13 protein-coding genes and 1 riboswitch are annotated in these 17,774 nt (G+C 68.7%); of the genes, 7 read left to right on the plus strand and 6 right to left on the minus strand.

What is annotated here, in order from left to right; genetic code table 11:
• The first annotated feature begins 19 nt into the window (after positions 1-19).
• A riboswitch (SAM riboswitch) is annotated at positions 20-137 on the plus strand.
• 185 nt (positions 138-322) lie between these two features.
• The 3 genes from VMD50_RS09885 to VMD50_RS09895 are packed head-to-tail and all read left to right on the plus strand — an operon-like array spanning position 323 to position 3,599.
• On the plus strand, positions 323-1,708 hold the full coding sequence (locus tag VMD50_RS09885) for a bifunctional o-acetylhomoserine/o-acetylserine sulfhydrylase (RefSeq protein ID WP_325427272.1): 1,386 nt from the start codon (positions 323-325) through the stop codon (positions 1,706-1,708).
• A gap of 11 nt (positions 1,709-1,719) precedes the next feature.
• Complete coding sequence (gene metX, locus VMD50_RS09890; RefSeq protein ID WP_325427274.1) at positions 1,720-2,868, plus strand: homoserine O-acetyltransferase MetX; 1,149 nt, start codon at positions 1,720-1,722, stop codon at positions 2,866-2,868.
• Positions 2,865-3,599, plus strand: coding sequence for a class I SAM-dependent methyltransferase (locus VMD50_RS09895; RefSeq protein ID WP_325427276.1), 735 nt, complete (start codon positions 2,865-2,867; stop codon positions 3,597-3,599). Before metX ends, VMD50_RS09895 begins: the two co-directional genes overlap by 4 nt.
• Positions 3,600-3,608: 9 nt before the next feature.
• Here the strand turns inward: VMD50_RS09895 and VMD50_RS09900 are convergent, their stop codons facing one another.
• The 3 genes from VMD50_RS09900 to VMD50_RS09910 all read right to left on the minus strand — a co-directional run bounded on the left by VMD50_RS09900 (position 3,609) and on the right by VMD50_RS09910 (position 8,665).
• Positions 3,609-4,901 (minus strand): PE-PPE domain-containing protein, encoded by a 1,293-nt coding sequence (locus VMD50_RS09900; RefSeq protein ID WP_325427278.1) that lies wholly within the window; start codon positions 4,899-4,901, stop codon positions 3,609-3,611.
• A 342-nt stretch (positions 4,902-5,243) separates the two neighbouring features.
• On the minus strand, positions 5,244-6,410 hold the full coding sequence (locus VMD50_RS09905; protein ID WP_325427280.1) for a diguanylate cyclase domain-containing protein: 1,167 nt from the start codon (positions 6,408-6,410) through the stop codon (positions 5,244-5,246).
• Between the two features lie 821 nt (positions 6,411-7,231).
• The gene (locus tag VMD50_RS09910) at positions 7,232-8,665 is read right to left on the minus strand and encodes an FAD-dependent oxidoreductase (protein WP_325427373.1); all 1,434 of its coding nucleotides are present in this window, start codon (positions 8,663-8,665) and stop codon (positions 7,232-7,234) included.
• A gap of 283 nt (positions 8,666-8,948) precedes the next feature.
• Between VMD50_RS09910 and VMD50_RS09915 the strand changes: the two genes are divergently transcribed.
• Complete coding sequence (locus tag VMD50_RS09915) at positions 8,949-9,452, plus strand: DUF732 domain-containing protein (protein ID WP_325427282.1); 504 nt, start codon at positions 8,949-8,951, stop codon at positions 9,450-9,452.
• A gap of 5 nt (positions 9,453-9,457) precedes the next feature.
• On the opposite strand, the gene VMD50_RS09920 is transcribed toward VMD50_RS09915, so the two are convergent.
• Entirely contained in the window at positions 9,458-9,733 is a 276-nt protein-coding gene (locus VMD50_RS09920) for a DUF3017 domain-containing protein (protein WP_325427284.1), read from the minus strand.
• Between the two features lie 3 nt (positions 9,734-9,736).
• The gene (locus tag VMD50_RS09925) at positions 9,737-10,585 is read right to left on the minus strand and encodes a bifunctional methylenetetrahydrofolate dehydrogenase/methenyltetrahydrofolate cyclohydrolase (protein WP_325427286.1); all 849 of its coding nucleotides are present in this window, start codon (positions 10,583-10,585) and stop codon (positions 9,737-9,739) included.
• A 117-nt stretch (positions 10,586-10,702) separates the two neighbouring features.
• Here VMD50_RS09925 and VMD50_RS09930 point away from each other — a divergent pair, with 117 nt between their 5' ends.
• The 3 genes from VMD50_RS09930 to VMD50_RS09940 are packed head-to-tail and all read left to right on the plus strand — an operon-like array spanning position 10,703 to position 17,198.
• Positions 10,703-11,920, plus strand: coding sequence for an NADH:flavin oxidoreductase (locus VMD50_RS09930; protein WP_325427288.1), 1,218 nt, complete (start codon positions 10,703-10,705; stop codon positions 11,918-11,920).
• Positions 11,921-11,949: 29 nt separating this feature from the next.
• On the plus strand, positions 11,950-14,658 hold the full coding sequence (locus tag VMD50_RS09935; RefSeq protein ID WP_325427290.1) for an FHA domain-containing protein: 2,709 nt from the start codon (positions 11,950-11,952) through the stop codon (positions 14,656-14,658).
• Positions 14,658-17,198: an ATP-binding cassette domain-containing protein gene (locus tag VMD50_RS09940; protein WP_325427292.1), complete on the plus strand. Its 2,541-nt coding sequence runs from the start codon at positions 14,658-14,660 to the stop codon at positions 17,196-17,198. The genes VMD50_RS09935 and VMD50_RS09940 overlap by 1 nt, the downstream gene beginning before the upstream one ends.
• On the opposite strand, the gene VMD50_RS09945 is transcribed toward VMD50_RS09940, so the two are convergent.
• The gene (locus tag VMD50_RS09945) at positions 17,195-17,773 is read right to left on the minus strand and encodes a pentapeptide repeat-containing protein (RefSeq protein WP_325427294.1); all 579 of its coding nucleotides are present in this window, start codon (positions 17,771-17,773) and stop codon (positions 17,195-17,197) included. The genes VMD50_RS09940 and VMD50_RS09945 overlap by 4 nt on opposite strands.
• Position 17,774 lies beyond the last annotated feature (1 nt).

The following is a 17,774-nucleotide window of genomic DNA, read 5'->3' on the forward strand; positions in this document are numbered from 1 at the left end:
ATGAGATAGGCTTCACATCGGTCATGAGCGCCAGCGCTAAGCCCCGGCTTGCTGGCCGGCAACCCTCCAACCGCGGTGGGGTGCCCCGGGTGAAAGACCAGGTCTAGTAGCCACAGGCTGCGCGGCAAGCGCGGGTCCGCCATACCGGACCCCTGACTAGAGGGGAAACGTGATGCGCATTCATCAAGCTCATTCGCGCCTCGTTGTGTGTCGGCGTTAAACCCATCGCCTCCGCGTGACGTCATCGTCGATGACGTCACGGAACGCCGCGAGCACTCGATACCAAAATCCTGTCCTTCTCGAGAGAAAGCACTTAAGTCAAGTGAGCTCTGATAACAGCCCGACCAGCGCCGAAGCCGACCCGACGGCGCATTGGTCCTTCGAAACGAAGCAGGTGCACGCCGGACAGCACCCGGACCAGACCACCCACGCCCGCGCCCTGCCGATCTACCAGACCACGTCCTACACCTTCGACGACACCTCGCACGCCGCGGCGCTGTTCGGCCTCGAGGTTCCGGGCAACATCTACACCCGGATCGGCAACCCGACCACCGACGTCGTCGAGCAGCGCATCGCGGCGCTGGAGGGCGGCGTGGCCGCGCTGTTCCTGTCCTCCGGGCAGGCGGCTGAGACATTCGCCATATTGAACCTTGCATGTGCGGGGGATCACATCGTCTCCAGCCCGCGGCTGTACGGCGGCACTTACAACCTGTTCCACTATTCGCTGGCCAAGCTCGGCATCGACGTCAGCTTCGTCGAGGATCCCGACGACCTGGATTCGTGGCAGGCCGCCGTCCGGCCGAACACCAAGGCGTTCTTCGGCGAGACCATCTCCAACCCGCAGATCGATCTGCTGGACATCCCGGGGGTCGCCGGGGTCGCCCACGCCAACGGCGTGCCGCTGATCGTCGACAACACCATCGCCACGCCCTACCTGATCCAGCCGTTCTCCCACGGCGCCGACATCGTGGTGCACTCGGCCACCAAGTACCTGGGCGGGCACGGCTCGGCGATCGCCGGCGTCATCGTCGACGGCGGCACCTTCGACTGGACGCAGGGCCGGTTCCCCGGATTCACCACGCCCGACCCCAGCTACCACGGCGTGGTGTACGCCGAGCTCGGGCCGCCGGCGTACGCGCTCAAGGCGCGCGTGCAACTGCTGCGCGACCTCGGGTCGGCCGCCTCGCCGTTCAACGCGTTCCTGGTGGCCCAGGGCATCGAAACGCTGAGCCTGCGGATGGAACGTCACGTCGCCAACGCCCAACGGGTCGCCGAGTTCTTGGCCGGCCACGACGGCGTGCTGTCCGTGAACTACGCGGGCCTGCCCAGCTCCCCGTGGCACGAGCGGGCAAAGAAGCTGGCGCCCAAGGGAACCGGAGCGGTGCTCGCGTTCGAGCTGGCCGGCGGGGTCGAGGCCGGGAAGGCGTTCGTGAACGCGCTGAAGCTGCACAGTCACGTCGCCAACATCGGGGACGTCCGTTCGCTGGTGATACACCCGGCGTCGACCACCCACGCCCAGCTCACGGCCGAGGAGCAGCTGACCACCGGTGTCAGCCCCGGCCTGGTGCGGCTGGCCGTCGGCATCGAAGGCATCGACGACATTCTGGCCGACCTGGAGCTCGGCTTCGCCGCGGCCCGCAGGTTCGGGGCCGAAGCGGCCGGCGCGGGTCATTCCAGCGGCGACCCGCAGGCCGTGGCGGCGTTCTGAGGGAGCCTGACATGACGATCTTCGACGTCGGAACCCAGACGCTGCCCGCCGAGGGTGAAGTCGGGTTTGTCCACATCGGCGCGCTGACCACCGAAAGCGGTGCGGTGATCGACGATGTCTGCATCGCCATCCAGCGCTGGGGCGAGCTGTCCCCCACGCGTGACAACGTGGTCGTGGTGCTGCACGCGCTGACCGGCGACTCGCACATCACCGGCCCCGCCGGCGCCGGGCATCCCACCCCCGGCTGGTGGGACGGCGTGGCCGGGCCGGGTGCGCCGATCGACACCGACCGCTGGTGCGCGGTGGCCACCAACGTGCTCGGGGGCTGCCGTGGCTCCACCGGCCCGAGCTCGCTCGCCCGCGATGGAAAGCCCTGGGGCTCAAGGTTTCCGTTGATCTCGGTGCGCGACCAGGTGCAGGCCGACGTCGCCGCGCTGGCCGCCCTGGGTATCGACCGGGTGGCCGCGGTGGTCGGCGGATCCATGGGCGGCGCAAGGGCTTTGGAGTGGATCGTCGGGCACCCCGACCGGGCGCGGGCCGGCCTGCTGCTCGCCGTCGGCGCCCGCGCCACCGCCGACCAGATCGGCACCCAGGCCACGCAGGTCGCGGCGATCAAGGCCGACCCGAACTGGCAGGGCGGCGACTACCACGACACCGGGCGAAGACCCGACGCAGGGCTGACGATCGCCCGCCGCTTCGCGCACTTGACCTACCGCGGCGAGGTCGAGCTCGACACCCGGTTCGCCAACGACCCCCAGGGCGACGAGGACCCGGCGACCGGCGGCCGCTATGCGGTGCAGAGCTACCTCGAGCACCAGGGCGACAAGCTGTTGTCCCGCTTCGACGCCGGGAGCTACGTCGTCCTGACCGAGGCGCTGAGCAGCCACGACGTCGGCCGCGGGCGCGGCGGGGTGCGGAAGGCCCTGAGCGGCTGCCGGGTACCCGTGGTGGTCGGCGGCATCACCTCCGACCGGCTCTACCCGCTGCGCCTGCAGGAGGAGCTGGCCGAGCTGCTGCCCGGCTGCACCGAGCTCCACGTCGTCGACTCCCTCTGCGGGCACGACGGCTTCCTGGTGGAATCCGAGGCCGTCGGCGACTTGATCCGCAAGACCCTCGATTTGGCCGATGGGGAAGGCACGTGCCTTAGGTGTCCCCGGTGACCCGCTCCAGGCACGACCGTTCCCTCTCGTTCGGTTCGGCGGCTGCTGCCTACGAGCGTGGCCGCCCCTCCTATCCGCCGGAGGCGATCGACTGGCTGTTGCCGCGCGGCGCGCGCCACGTGCTCGACCTCGGCGCGGGCACCGGCAAGCTGACCACCCGGCTGGTGGAACGCGGCCTGGACGTGGTGGCCGTCGACCCGATTCCCGACATGCTCGAAGTGCTGCGCAGCTCGCTGCCGGAGACCCGTGCCCTGCTGGGGACCGCGGAAGAGATTCCGTTGGAGGACAACAGCGTTGACGCCGTGCTGGTCGCCCAGGCGTGGCACTGGGTGGACCCCGAGCGGGCGATTCCCGAGGTGGCCCGCGTGCTGCGGCCGGGCGGACGGCTCGGCCTGGTGTGGAACACCCGCGACGAACGGCTGGGCTGGGTGCGCGAGCTGGGCGAGATCATCGGCTCCGACGGCGACCGGGGAAGCTTCGACGTGACGCTGTCCGAGTCTTTCACCGAGCCGGAGCGCCATCAGGTCGAGTGGACGAATTACCTTACGGCGCAAGCCCTGATCGACCTGGTGGCCTCGCGCAGCTACTGCATTACGTCGCCGACCGAGGTCCGCAGCCGAACGCTCGACGAGGTGCGCGAGTTGCTCGCAACCCATCCGGCACTGGCGAATTCGGCCGGCCTGGCACTGCCGTATGTCACCGTGTGCATCCGCGCCGCGCTGGCCGGGTAGTTCGCGGCGTCACCCGAAAAGGTCGGAGCCGAAAAGTGGCAGGCCGACCAGTGATCCCTGTGAGAAGTACGGCCCGGCACCGGGTGTCAGGGACGAATAGCCGTAGTTGACGATCGGCTGCAGCAACGAGTTGAGGTTGTTGACGATTGGTTGCGGGACACCGGTGTGCTCGAGCGGCAACAACATCGGAAGAGTGGGCGATGCAATCATGTACGTGGTGACCGTGCCGCCCAGGGAAGTGGTCGCACTGGACACCTGCACCGCGTCCGACTGCGAGGCCAGCGATGCCGGGTCGTGGTAGTACGCCGCCCCGAACAGCGAGTTCACCCATGCTGGGAGATCCCAGGGCCGGTCGGGCGGATTCCCGAAGAAGTCGTACTGGCCGAACACCACGCTGACGTCGTACTGGGTGTCTGGCAGGCCGTGCGCCGTGTAGTCGATCACAGGCACGGTCATCCCGTTCGGTAGGTAGATGTGCGCCAGGCCCAGCTCGGGGCTGGAGAAAATGGCGAACTGCAGGGAGCCAGCCGGCGGAGCCGTCGGATCGGTTGCCAGGTAAGCCAATTCGCGGTCGACGACGAGCGTTCCCTCCGACAGTGCGGCGATGTGCACCGGTGAACCGTTACCGTTGGCCCACGCATTCATGATCTGGTTATTGAGCGTTTGCTGTCCCATGGCGACGGCGGCGTTCACGCGGGGAGCAGCCAGGCTACCGCTGATGATGCCAATGCTGGCCGGGTAGTTATCGACCTGAGCAGTGGTGCCGGGGAACCAGTTCTGCCCGATGGATTGGTTCAGTAGGTCGTAACCCTGCAGGATCGATATGGAGCTCGGTCCCGGAAGGCCGCCCTGAAGATAGTACTGCCCCAGATCAGGCAGCTGAGTGATGAATGTCGGGTAGTAAAGCGGTCCTGCGCCGGGAACCGTGATCCTGGTGCCCGCCGCCGCGCCCGGAATCGGCTGGCTTCCCATCGGCATCTGGGCCGGTGCGTCGACCGCGTCCAGCACATTGATTTCGGCATTGGCGATCTCGGTGGTCAGATACTCGTTCGCGTTCGCCGCCAAGGCGAGCACGAACCGCTCATGCCACTGCGCAGATTGAGCGGTGAGCGCCCGGTACTGCAGGCCGTACGCACCGAAGAACGCCGCGATGCGTGCCGAGACCTCGTCGGCGCCCGCGGCCAGCAACGATGTGGTGGAGCCGGCGGCTGCCGCGTTCGCCGCGTTTACCGCGGACCCGATCCCAGCCAAATCCTTCGCGGCAGTCGCCAACGATTCGGGCGTTGCCAGGACGTACGACACGGTGGCCTCCTTGCGGATCCAACAAGCGCAGCCGTCGGCGCCGTGTTGTCTCGCCGCAATTTGTGGCAGTGAGACTACTCGCAGCCCGGACGCTGCGGTTGGCTTTCGAGGGCGGCCCGCCAAGATCCGGGGCTGCTCGCCGAATGACTTCGAGAAGGCACAACAGAGCCGCCTCCGTTTGGCACAGTGCTCAGCACCTGTTGGTCGGATTAAGCCAGGTGATATGCCAGTCCGCTGAAATACCAACGGTTTTCGTGGAAAACTTGTCGCACTACTGCGTGAGCGTAATACCCTGGCGGAGTGGGTCATAGCCCACTCGGCGCCACCGCGGGCGCCGACCGCCTACCCGGTCAGCTTGGTGGGGCATCGTCGCTTTCGGTCTCGCAGCTGTTCGGTGAAGTAGTGGCTTTTGCCCCGGCCTGTGGTCTTGGCCGCGTACATGGCGGTGTCGGCGTCGCGGAGGATCTGCGCGGCGCTGCGCGAGTCGTTGTTTTCGATCACAACGATTCCGCTGCTGGCTCCGATGCGGAGTGTGATGCCGTCGATGACGATCGGTTCCGACAGGCTCGCGTGAATTCTCTCGGCGAGTGCGTCGAGGTCGGGGCGGGCGATCTCGCTGATCAGCAGGGCGACGAATTCATCGCCACCGAGCCGGGCGACCACGTCGTCGGATCGGAGGGCGCGGCAGAGACGTTGCGCCGCGCTCCTTAGTACGTCGTCGCCCGCGTCGTGGCCGAGCAAATCGTTGATGGTCTTGAGATTGTCCAGATCGATGAACAGGACCGCCGCCAATGCGTCGTGGCCGCCCGATTCGAGCGCTTCGGTAACTCGGGTGACAACGTGGGCGCGGTTGGGCAGCCCGGTCAGCGAGTCATGGGTGGCCTCGTAGGCGAGCCGTTGGCTGGCTGTGCGTTGCGCGGTGATGTCGGTGAGTGAGATGAGCACCGCTGACTGCTGGGGAACATCTGGGTCGAGCAGGCGATAACTTGCGGACACCCATACTCGTTTTCCGTCGACCCGATCGACGCCGAAGATGTAATCACTGATTGGGGCTCCGGTCCGCCGGATCTGAGTGAGCGGATGCCGGTCTGCATTGATGAGGTGGCCGTTGGTGTCGTAGATCGCGAAGTCGAGGGCTCTGTTAGCCGGCCGGTTTTTGAGAACCTCGGGCGCAGTGCCAAATATTCGGTTTGCCGCCGGGTTGGAAGATTCGACACGGCCGTCGCTGCCGATGACCGCGACTCCATAGTCGAGCGTGGCCACCACAGTTTGGAAGTATTGTTCGGTATGGCGCAGGGCGGTCTGGTCGGTGCGGACTAGGACATAGCCGTTGACCGCCTCGCCGGCGGGGAGTGCCAGTGCCCGTGCGGTGGGTCGGCGGTAGATGGCTTCAGCGGCCGGGTTCCAATAGGCGACAGGGCCGGTGGAGGTGGTGATGATCGCGTCGCTGACGTGGTTGGCCAGCGCCGCATTGGTGGCCTTCTGGGCAGACAGATCGCTGAAGATCACCTCATCACCGCCTCCGAGGGTAGAAGTGTGTCCGCCCGTGCCGCAGGAAAGCGAATTGCGCCAGCATCGGGGAACCGGGTCCGGATGGAGGAATTCGGTGATCACATATCCCACCGGCTCAGCGCCGCTTCCTGTCCGTATCTCCACCATCGCCGCCAGGACGTGTACATCAGAGTAGGACCCACGGGCTCGGGGGCCAATTGCTTCCTGGCCGGGAAGCCAATCGCGGCGCCCCGTGGCATCGCCAGTGGCCAAAATCCCATGTTGCGCGATTCATTTGTCATCGCGGTGTTCATGCCGCCCTGGCCCAAGAGCCTGGTGAGCGTGACCGTCGGGTGGCGGCGTTGCGCGCAGGAGGTCATCATCTCCGGCGCTGCCATCACACACGACATGTCGGTCCACCTTCTAGCCAGCCCCTGGTTGTCACTAGCCCGGCGGTCCTCCAGCCGTCAGAACAGTAAGGATTCTAGGCAAGTCTTACGTCGTCGTGAAGTACTGCGTTTCGCCGAAACGGATCAGTGGGCAGCTCCGGCCGCCGTGCCTGCCCTTCGCTTATCACTTCTCTTACGGTGTCGCCATCTGCGACAACCGGGCCCGGCGGCGCGGGCTAACCCTGGGCAACCAAGGTCGCCTTGGCCGCCGATGATGTCGTCGCGGAAGCGGACGCCTGCCGCTTGGACCCACTCGGCTTCGGCGACGATGTCATCGACGCGTCGGTCGCGCCGCGGAGCTCTCGGACCCGGCCGGCAGCTGCAGCGGGCCGCGCACTCCGCGGCAAACGCGGGCGCTATTCGGCCGGCTCGTTCGCCATTCCGCCAGTCCTAGAAGCTCAGTCCCGAGTACATCACCAGGTTCGGATCGTACTTCTGCCGCACGGTCGTCAGCTGCGACAGGTTCGAGCCGAAGTAGCGCGACGCCGAGCTGTTGGCCTCCAGGTAGTTGACGTAGCCGCCGACCGAAAACTGTTGCACCGCTTGGTGTGCCGAGTTCAGCCACTGCGTGGCGGCGGACACCTGGTTGCCGGCGGGCTCGACGTACCACTGCAACAGCGCGGATTGCTTGCGCCAGGGAAAGGCGGTGTCCCCCGGCGCCACGTCGCCGACTGCGCCGTCCAGCGGGTCGACGAGCACCGACGCTTTGCCGCCCGAGGCGGGCCACTGCCCGATCGCCGTCGCAATGGCCTTGGCCGCAGCGGAATTCAGCGTCGACAGCACGTCGGAGCCCGCGACGAATCCGACGGGCGAACCCGTCGAGCTGCCGCCGGCCAGGTACGTCACCAGGTCCATGTGGCTGAGCGTTTTGTTCACAACCGCGGTGGGCGCCACCCCCACCGCGGATTTGATGGCGTCGACGACGCCCGAGCCCGCCCCGGCGGGGCAGGTCGCCAGCACATGGCAGTTCGGCTGGCTGCCGACCGAGAGATCGACTATGCCCCAGGTGTTTCGGTCCGCCGCGCTAAGCCAGGACTGCCAGCCGACGAGCACCTGCACCGCCGACGACGGCGGGAAGTCAAGCCGGACGACGTCGTTGTCACCGGTCGGGAATGTCGCGAAGGTCATCGAGGTCGTCACCCCGAAATTGCCACCGCCGCCACCGCGCAATGCCCAGTACAGATCCGGGTGGTCGTTGGCCGACGCCGTGACCACGTCGCCGCTCGGCAACACCACGGTGGCCGACTGCAGCGCATCACAAGCCAGGCCGGCGTGGCGGCAATCGGCCCCCACCCCGCCGCCGAGGGCCAGTCCCGCGATCCCGATGCTCGGGTAGGTGGCGGTGGGAATCGCGCGCCCGGCGCCGGCCAACGCCTGATGCACCGCGTACACGGTGGTCGCCGGAGTGACCGTGGCGTTGCCGCCGCCGTCGACATTGACCCCGCCGGGAAGCTTGCGCAGGTCGATCACCATCGTGCCGTTGGCGCTCGACGCTCCGATGTACGAATGCCCACCCCCGCGGGGGGCGATCTTGAGCCCGTTCGCCGTCGCGAACGAGACCGCCTTCTGCACATCCGACTGCGACGACACCGTGACCACCGCCGCGGGATTGGAGTTGTTGTAGAAAGAATTGAAAACCTGCTTGCCCGTGGAGAATTGAGCGCCGTTACCGGGCAGGGCGACGCTGCCGCCGATGGAGGAGGCCAGGCCGCCCCAGCCGCCAGCGGGGTCGGCGGCCGCGCGCGCGGCGCCGAACACGGCTCCGGTCGCCAGCATCCCGACGGCGCCGCGCAAAAAGGTCTGGCGCGAGATCTCATGGTCCAGTGGACGGCCGCGATTCGTCGTCATGAGCCGGATTCTGGTCCAATCGCCACCCGAAAATCCGGCCCCCGCGCGAGTGTCAGGTCACAGTGTGGCCTCGATCGGCCGGCGCCGCCGCGGGTGTGCCTCGCCCCCAATAAGCGACGTCACGCGCGAGGCGACCTTACGAAACGCTTATTGTGCAAAGCTTTATCGCACTGTGTTGTAAACGTGACAGTCATAGATCAGAGTTCCTAGCGTGACTGGAGTGCAATCAGAGCATTCCCGAGACAAGTGGGAGGCCGGCATGAAGGCACTATCGGGAACTCAGCGGTGGATCTGGCTGTTTCGTCACCAGCCGCTGACCATTCGCCTTCTGGCCGGTGCCGCCGGCCTCCTCACGGTGGCCGCGGCGTTCGCGGCGCCGGCCGGGGCCGACCCGGCGACCGACGACGCCTTCATCGACGCGCTCAACCACGCCGGCATCGACTTCGGCGAGCCGGGCAACGCGATGAAGGTGGGCGAGTCCATCTGCCCGATGCTGGCCCAGCCGGGCGGCAACTTCGCCGCCGCCGCGGCGAGCGTCACCCACCGCGGCCTGTCGCCGCAGATGGCCAAGATGTTCACCACCATCGCGATTCAGATGTATTGCCCGGAGGAAATGGCCAACATCGCCAGCGGCAACCCGACCGCCGGCCTGCCGGGCATTCCCGGCGGACTGCCCGGCGGGCTGCCAGGTGGCATTCCCGGCGGGCTGCCAGGTGGCATTCCCGGCGGGCTCCGTCAAATCCCGGGCCTGCCGGGGGCTTAGCCGGACTAGCGCGTCCCCAGCGGGTCGATGGTCGACGCGATGTAGACCATCGCCGCCGCGACCGTCGCGGTGGTGAGGAAGTCGGTGCCCTTGCTGCGGACGACCAGCAGGCCGGCCCGGTCGTCGGACAACACCAACCGCAGTATCGCCGCCACGCCCACCCCGATGCCGATCAGCAGGGCACCGCGACGCCAGAAGTTGGCCCCCGCCAGCACAAATGCCGCGGCGAAGATCAGTCCGACCAACAGGATGGGCCACTGGGCCCGCAAGGTCGCGCGCACGTCTTATTGCCGTCCCTCGGCCAATTCGACGACGTTGGTCAGCAGGAACGCGCGGGTGAGCGGGCCCACGCCACCGGGATTCGGTGACACGTGGCCGGCCACCTCCCACACGTCCGGATGCACATCGCCGACGAGGCCGTTGTCGGTGCGGCTGACGCCCACGTCGACGACCGCGGCGCCCGGACGCACCATCTCGGCGGTCAGCAGGTGCGGCACCCCGACGGCGGCCACGATGATGTCCGCCTGCCTGGTCAACGTCGGCAGGTCGCGAGTTCCGGTGTGGCACAACGTCACCGTGGCGTTCTCCGAGCGGCGGGTCAGCAGCAGCCCCAGCGGGCGGCCGACCGTCACGCCGCGGCCGATGATGACCGCGTGCGCCCCTGCGATCTCCACGTCGTAGCGCCGCAGCAGGTGCACGATGCCGCGTGCGGTGCAGGGCAGCGGCGCGGGGGTGGACAGCACCAGGCGGCCCAGGTTGGTCGGGTGCAACCCGTCGGCGTCCTTGGCGGGGTCGACGCGCTCGAGTGCCGCGTTCTCATCCAGGTGCTTGGGGAGCGGCAACTGCACGATGTAGCCGGTGCACTCCGGGTTGGCGTTGAGTTCGTCGATGGTCTCGTCGAGCCGGGCGGCGCTGATGTCGGCCGGCAGGTCACGGCGGATCGACGTGATGCCGACCTTGGCGCAGTCCGCGTGCTTGCCGCGGACGTAGGCCTGCGATCCGGGGTCGTCGCCGACCAGGATGGTGCCCAGCCCGGGTGTGCGCCCCGCCGCCGTCAGTGCGGCCACCCGTTGCTTGAGGTCGACGAAGATCTCGTCCCGGGTGGCCTTGCCGTCCAGCGTGATCGCGCCCACGCCTGACAGTCTGGCACGCGACACGCTGTGCCCGATGATGGCGAACCGCTTCGCCCGGCTACGCCGCGCTCGCGATCGCCATTACGCCGCGGTCGCGATCGCCATTAAGCTCCTCGCATGTCCACCCCTCCAGACGTGTTGTCGCCGGCCAAGTTGGGCCCCATCACGCTGCGCAACCGCATCATCAAGTCCGCCACTTTCGAGGCGCGCACACCCGACGCGCTGGTGACCGATGACCTGATCGAGTACCACCGGCTGCCGGCAGCCGGCGGGGTCGGCATGACGACCGTCGCCTATTGCGCCGTCTCCCCCGGCGGGCGCACCGAGGGCAACGGGATCTGGATGCGCCCCGAGGCGGTGCCCGGGTTTCGCCGGCTCGCCGACGCGATCCACGCCGAGGGCGCGGCGGTGAGCGCGCAGATCGGGCACGCCGGTCCGGTCGCCAACGCCAAGTCCAACAGGGCAACCGCCCTGGCGCCGGTGCGGTTCTTCAACCCGATCGGGATGCGCTTCGCCAAAAAGGCCACCCGCGACGACATCGACGACGTCATCGAGGGGCACGCCAACGCGGCCCGGCTCGCCATCGAAGCCGGCTTCGATGCCGTCGAAATCCACTTGGGCCACAACTATCTGGCGAGCGCTTTCCTGTCTCCGCTGATCAACCGCCGCGACGACGAGTTCGGCGGCTCGCTGGAGAACCGGGCCAAGGTCGCCCGCGGCATCGTGAGGGCCGTGCGGCGCGCGGTGGAGAAAGAGGGCACGCCGATCGCGGTCACCGCCAAGCTCAACATGGCCGACGGTGTGCGCGGCGGCATCAGCACCGAAGAATCGCTGACCACCGCCAAGTGGCTGCAGGACGACGGCGGGCTGGACGCGATCGAGCTCACCGCGGGCAGCTCGCTGGTCAACCCGATGTACCTGTTCCGCGGCGACGCGCCGCTCAAGGAGTTCGCCGGCGCGTTCAAGCCGCCGCTGAGCTGGGGCATGCGCATGACGGGCAAGAAGTTCCTGCGCGAATACCCCTATCGCGAGGCTTATCTGCTGCGCGACGCCAAACTGTTCCGCGCCGAGCTGACGATGCCGCTGATCCTGCTCGGCGGGATCACGAACCGGGAGACGATGGACCTGGCGATGGCGGAGGGATTCGAGTTCGTGGCGATGGCCCGCGCGTTGCTGGCCGAGCCGGACCTGATCAATCGGATCGCCGCCGACGGCGCCGCGCACCGCGTGCATTCGGCGTGCACGCACTGCAATCGCTGCATGCCGACGATCTACACCCGCACCCGCTGCGTGGTCACCGGCGCCCCCGACGCGGTCAATCAGCACACAGGGTGACAACAGGTGCACCCGCTACAGTTGTGGCGATGAGTGCACCAGCCCTGCCAGCGCTGACCGTTCGCCATGACGGGTCGGAGCGCACGTTCGCGGCTGGACACGACGTGGTGGTCGGACGCGATCTGCGGGCCGACATGCGCATCACGCACCCGCTGATCTCGCGCGCCCATTTGTTGCTGCGCTTCGACCAGGGGCGGTGGCTGGCAATCGACAACGGCTCCCTCAACGGCACGTTCGTCAATGGCCGCCGGGTGCCGGTGGTGGACATCCACGACGGCCAGAGCATCAACATCGGGAATCCTGACGGGCCGCAGCTGACCTTCGAAGTGGGTCGCCACCAGGGTATGGCCGGGCGCCCGCCCCGCACCGAATCCATGGGCATCCCCGTGGCCGCACACGCGGGAACAGCCTGGCCGGCCTCGCAGCCGTCGGGTCACCCGGGTCCCCCCGTCGCCGCCCCGCCCGGCCCCCCTGCTCGGGGCCCGAGCTGGGCCCATCACGCGACGCGCAGGCCGCATCCGGCCCCACCCCCGCCGCCGGGGCAACCGGTGTACCCGGTCAGCGGCGGGGGCCGGCCACCCGCCTATCCGACCAGCGCGCCGCCGCCGCCCAATTTCCAGCCGCACCCGCAGATGTCCGCCGTGGGGTCGCCCCCGGCGACGCCGCACACCGAGATGTCGCCGAGCCTCGCCAAGCCGCCGGAGGTGGCCAACCTGGCGACGAAGATGTTCCAGGCGCTGTTGCCGGGCCGGTCGGGGGCGATGCAGATGCCATCCGGCGCGGTCACGATCGGCCGCGCCACCGACAACGACATCGTCATCCAGGACGTCCTGGCGTCGCGCCATCACGCGTTTCTGACCCAGACCCCGCTGGGCACCGAGATCCGCGACGCGCACAGCGTCAACGGCACCTTCGTCAACGGCGTCCGGGTCGGCTCGGCGGTGCTCACCGAGGGCGACGTGGTCACGATCGGCAACGTCGACCTGGTTTTCACCCGCGACACCCTGGTCCGTCGCACCGAGGCCGCGACGCGCACCGGCGGCCTGGAGGTCAACGCCGTCTGCTTCGAGGTCGACCACGGCAAGCAACTGCTCGACCACATCTCGCTGACCGCCCGACCCGGGACGCTGACCGCCATCATCGGCGGGTCGGGCGCCGGGAAGACCACGCTGTCGCGGCTGATCGCGGGGTACACCAGCCCCACCTCCGGCTCGGTGACGTTCGAGGGCCACAACATCCACGCCGAATACGCGTCCATGCGCAGCCGGATCGGGATGGTTCCGCAGGACGACGTCGTGCACCGCCAGCTGACCGTCAGCCAGGCCCTCGGCTACGCCGCCGAGCTGCGGCTGCCCCCGGACACCAGCAAGGCCGACCGCGAACAGGTCGTCGCCCAGGTCCTCGAGGAACTGGAGCTGACCAAGCACGCCGACACCCGCGTCGACAAGCTCTCCGGCGGCCAGCGCAAGCGCGCCTCGGTCGCGCTCGAGCTGCTCACCGGGCCGTCGCTGCTGATCCTCGACGAGCCGACCACCGGCCTGGACCCGGCGCTGGACCGCCAGGTGATGATGATGCTGCGCCAACTCGCAGACGCCGGCCGCGTCGTGCTGGTGGTCACCCACTCGGTGGCCTACCTGGACGTCTGCGATCAGCTGTTGCTGGTGGCGCCGGGCGGCAAGACCGCGTTTCTGGGGCCGCCCAGCCAGATCGGTGCGGCCATGGGCACCACCAACTGGGCCGACATCTTCGCCAAGGTGGGCGCCGACCCCGACGAGGCCAACCGCCGCTTCCTGGCCGAGAACCGGCAGCCCGAGATGCCCGCCCTGTCCGAGTCCAGCCCGGCCGACCTGGGCGAACCGGTGCACACCGCCGTGCTGCGCCAGTTATCCACGGTCGCGCGCCGCCAGGTGCGGCTGGTCATCTCCGACCGGGGCTACACGGTGTTCCTGGCGCTGCTGCCGTTCCTCATCGGCGTCCTGACCCTGACCGTGCGCGGCAAGACCGGGTACGGCATCGGCGACCCGACGAGCAACTCGCCCAACCAGGCCGACCAGATTCTCGTCATGCTCACCGTCGGCGCCGTGTTCATGGGCACCGCGCTGACGATCCGCGACCTCGTGGGCGAGCGGCCGATCTTCAAGCGTGAGCAGGCCGTCGGCCTGTCGACCGCGGCGTACCTCGCCGCCAAGATCGCGGTTTTCAGCGCGTTCGCGGTCATGCAGGCGGGCATCGCGACCCTGATCTCGGTGATCGGCTGGGGCCAGCCCATCTCCAAGGCCGTGGTCCTGGGCAATGTCAGCTTCGAACTGTTCTTCGACGTCGCATTGACCTGCGTGGCCTCGGCGCTACTCGGAATGGCCCTGTCGGCGATCGCGCGCTCCCAGGACCAGATCATGCCGTTCCTCGTGGTCGCCATCATGTCGCAGCTGGTGTTCTGCGGCGGGTTGATCTGGGTGACCAACCGGCCCGTCCTCGACCAGCTGTCCTGGCTCACGCCCGCCCGGTGGGGCTACGCCTCGGCGGCGTCGACGATCGACACCCACCGCCTGGTAGTCGGCCCGACCGACCCGAAGGACCAGCACTTCGACCACAAGGCGAGCGCCTGGCTGTTCGACATCGGGATGCTCCTGGCCTTGTGCGTGGCCTACAGCGCCATCGTGTGGTGGAAGATCCGCCTCAAGCGGCACTGGGGCCCGGCCCGTGCCAATCGCCTGTCGAGGAAACGATCGAAGCGCTGATGAATCAGCCCGTGCAGCCAGTGCTGACGGTGCGATCTCACCGCTCGGAAGGTAACTTCGCGCCAGGTCGCGACGTGGTCGTCGGCAGCGACGTGCGCGCCGACCTGCGCGTCGCGCACCCACTCATCGCCCGCGCGCACCTGCTGCTGCGCTTCGACAACGACCGGTGGGTCGCCGTCGACAACCATTCCCTGAACGGCGTCTTCCTCAACGGCCGGCGGGTGCCGATGGTCGACATCCAGGACGGCCAGAGCGTCAACATCGGCAAGCCCGACGGGCCACTGATCACGTTCCACGTCGGGCAGCACCAGGGCACCGTGGGGTTGCTGCCGCCGACGGAGACGATCCCGACGATCGTCGCACCCAGCGGCCCGCTGCCGATGCGCCCACCGCCGCCCCCGGCCCAGCGACCGCGGCCCGGTCCACCGCGGCCACCCGCCCAGCCCCCGCCGGGCCCACGCCCGCGTGATGAAACGCCGCGCACCACCGCCATTCCGATCGTCCCGCCGGCCGCGGCCACCCAGGATGAGAACCCGCCCACCCAGATCGGGGTCAGCGGCGAGATCGCCGAGTTCCCGACCACCAAGGTCAAGGCCCTGGGCTCGGGGGACCTCGAGGCCCCGGTCACCGGCACGGCGTGGATCGGGCGCTCGCTCGACAACGACATCGTCGTCCACGACGTGCTCGCGTCGCGGCACCACGCGTTCCTGACCGCGACTCCGGTCGGCGCCGAGATCCGCGACGCCCAGAGCATCAACGGCACCTTCGTCAACGGGATCAGGGTGGGGTCCGCGGTGCTCGCCGAGGGCGACGTGGTCACGATCGGCAACGTCGACCTGGTCTTCACCGGCGGCATGCTGGTCCGCCGCCAGGAGGTGGCGGCGCGGACCGGCGGCCTGGAGGTGCGCGAGGTCAGCTTCAGCGTCGGCGAAAAGAACCTGCTGGAACGGGTGTCGCTGACCGCCCGGCCCGGCACCCTGACCGCGATCATCGGCGGGTCCGGCGCCGGCAAGACCACGCTGTCGCGGCTCATCGCCGGATACGCCACCCCGACCATCGGCTCGGTCAGCTTCGAGGGCCACGACATCCACACCGAGTACGGGTCGCTGCGCACCAGGATCGGGATGGTCCCCCAGGACGATGTCGTGCACCGCCAGCTGACCGTCAACCAGGCCCTCGGCTACGCCGCCGAGTTGCGGCTGCCCCCCGACACCAGCAAGGCCGACCGCCAACAGGTCGTGGCCCAGGTGCTCGACGAGTTGGGGCTGACCAGGCACGCCGACACCCGCGTGGACAAGCTCTCCGGCGGCCAGCGCAAACGCGCCTCGGTCGCGCTCGAGCTGCTCACCGGGCCGTCGCTGCTGATCCTCGACGAGCCGACCTCGGGCCTGGACCCGGCGCTGGATCTGCAGGTGATGACGATGCTGCGTCAGCTCGCCGACGCCGGCCGCGTGGTGCTGGTGGTCACCCACTCGCTGACCTACCTCGACGTCTGCGACCAGGTGCTGCTGATGGCGCCGGGCGGCAAGACCGCCTACCTGGGCCCGCCGGCCAAGATCGGCGACGCCATGGGAACCACCAACTGGGCCCAGATCTTCGCCAAGGTGGGCGCCGACCCCGACGAGGCCAACCGCCGTTTCCTGGCCCAGAACAAGCCCCCTCCGCCGCTGCAGTCGGCGCCGGCCGACCTCGGCGCCCCGGCGCACACCAGCGTGCGCCACCAGTTCTCCACCATCGCCCGGCGCCAGGTCCGGTTGGTCGTGTCCGACCGCGCCTACTTTGTGTTCCTGGCGCTGTTGCCCTTCGTCCTCGGCGCGCTGTCGCTGACCGTTCCGGGCGACACCGGGTTCGGCATCGCCCAACCGACCAGCGGAACGCCCGACGAATCCGCCCAGATCCTGACGCTGATGTCCGTGGCCGCCGTGTTCATGGGCACCGCCCTGACGATCCGCGACCTGATCGGCGAGCGCGCCATCTTCCGGCGCGAACAGGCGGTGGGCCTGTCGACGGGCGCCTACCTCGGCGCCAAGCTCACGGTGTTCTGCGTGTTCGCGATCGTCCAGGCCGCCATCGCGACGGCCATCGTCCTGGTCGGCAAGGGCGCGCCCACCCAGCCGGCGGTCCTGCTCGGCTCCTCCGAATTCGCGGCCAGCTTCGAGCTGTTCGTGACCATCGCCGCGATGTGCGTGGCCTCCGCGGTCCTGGGGTTGGTGCTGTCGTCGCTGGCGCGCTCCAGCGAGCAGATCATGCCGCTGCTGGTGGTGTCGCTCATGCTGCAGCTGGTGCTCGCTGGCGGCATGGTCCCGGTGACCGGCCGGATCTTCCTCGACCAGCTGTCCTGGCTGGTGCCCTCCCGCTGGGGCTACGCGGCGTCGGCGTCCACGGTCGACGTGCGGCTGCTGGTACCCGGTTCGCTGGTGCAGCAGGACAGCCACTGGGCGCACACGCCCGGCGCGTGGCTGCTCGACATGGGAATGCTCGCCGCGCTGTCGGTGATCTACGCCGCCGTCGTGCGCTGGCGCATCCGGCTCAAGCGCTAATCCTCCGCGTCGAAACGCAGCCCGTGCGCCAGCGCGAACGCCATCGCCTGGCCGACGTCGACGCGCGCGCCCGCCAGCGTCGCGGTGCGCCATACCGACGGGTCCACGGTGGCGCCGCGCAGGTCGGCGTCGTCCATCCGGGTGCCCGTCGTCCGCGCGCCGGACAGGTCGGCGCCGCGCAGCACGGCCTTGCGCAGGTCGGCCTCCACCAGGCCGGCCTCCCGCAGCCGGCACCCACCCAGGTCGAGGCCGCGCAGGTCGTTGCCGCCGAGCACCGCGAGCGTGAAATCCACCTCGTCGAACGTCACCGGTCGCATCCGGCACTGCACGAAGACCGAGCCCAGCATGCTGCACTGCGCAAACGTGTCCCCCGCAAGCGGGAGGTGCCCCCAGTGCCACAGCAGGGTCCGCTCGAAGGTGCAGTTGCGAAACGCCGACCCGCGGTGGTGTGACTCGGCCAGGTTGACACCGCTGAAGTCGCAGTCGCTGAACACTACCCGCTCGGTGCGCAACCGGCTGAGGTCGTCATCGCGAAAGTCCCGGCCGGTGAATTCGCGGTCGACCCAGTGCGCCAAG

Source organism: Mycobacterium sp., assembly GCF_035506235.1.
GTDB lineage: Bacteria > Actinomycetota > Actinomycetes > Mycobacteriales > Mycobacteriaceae > Mycobacterium.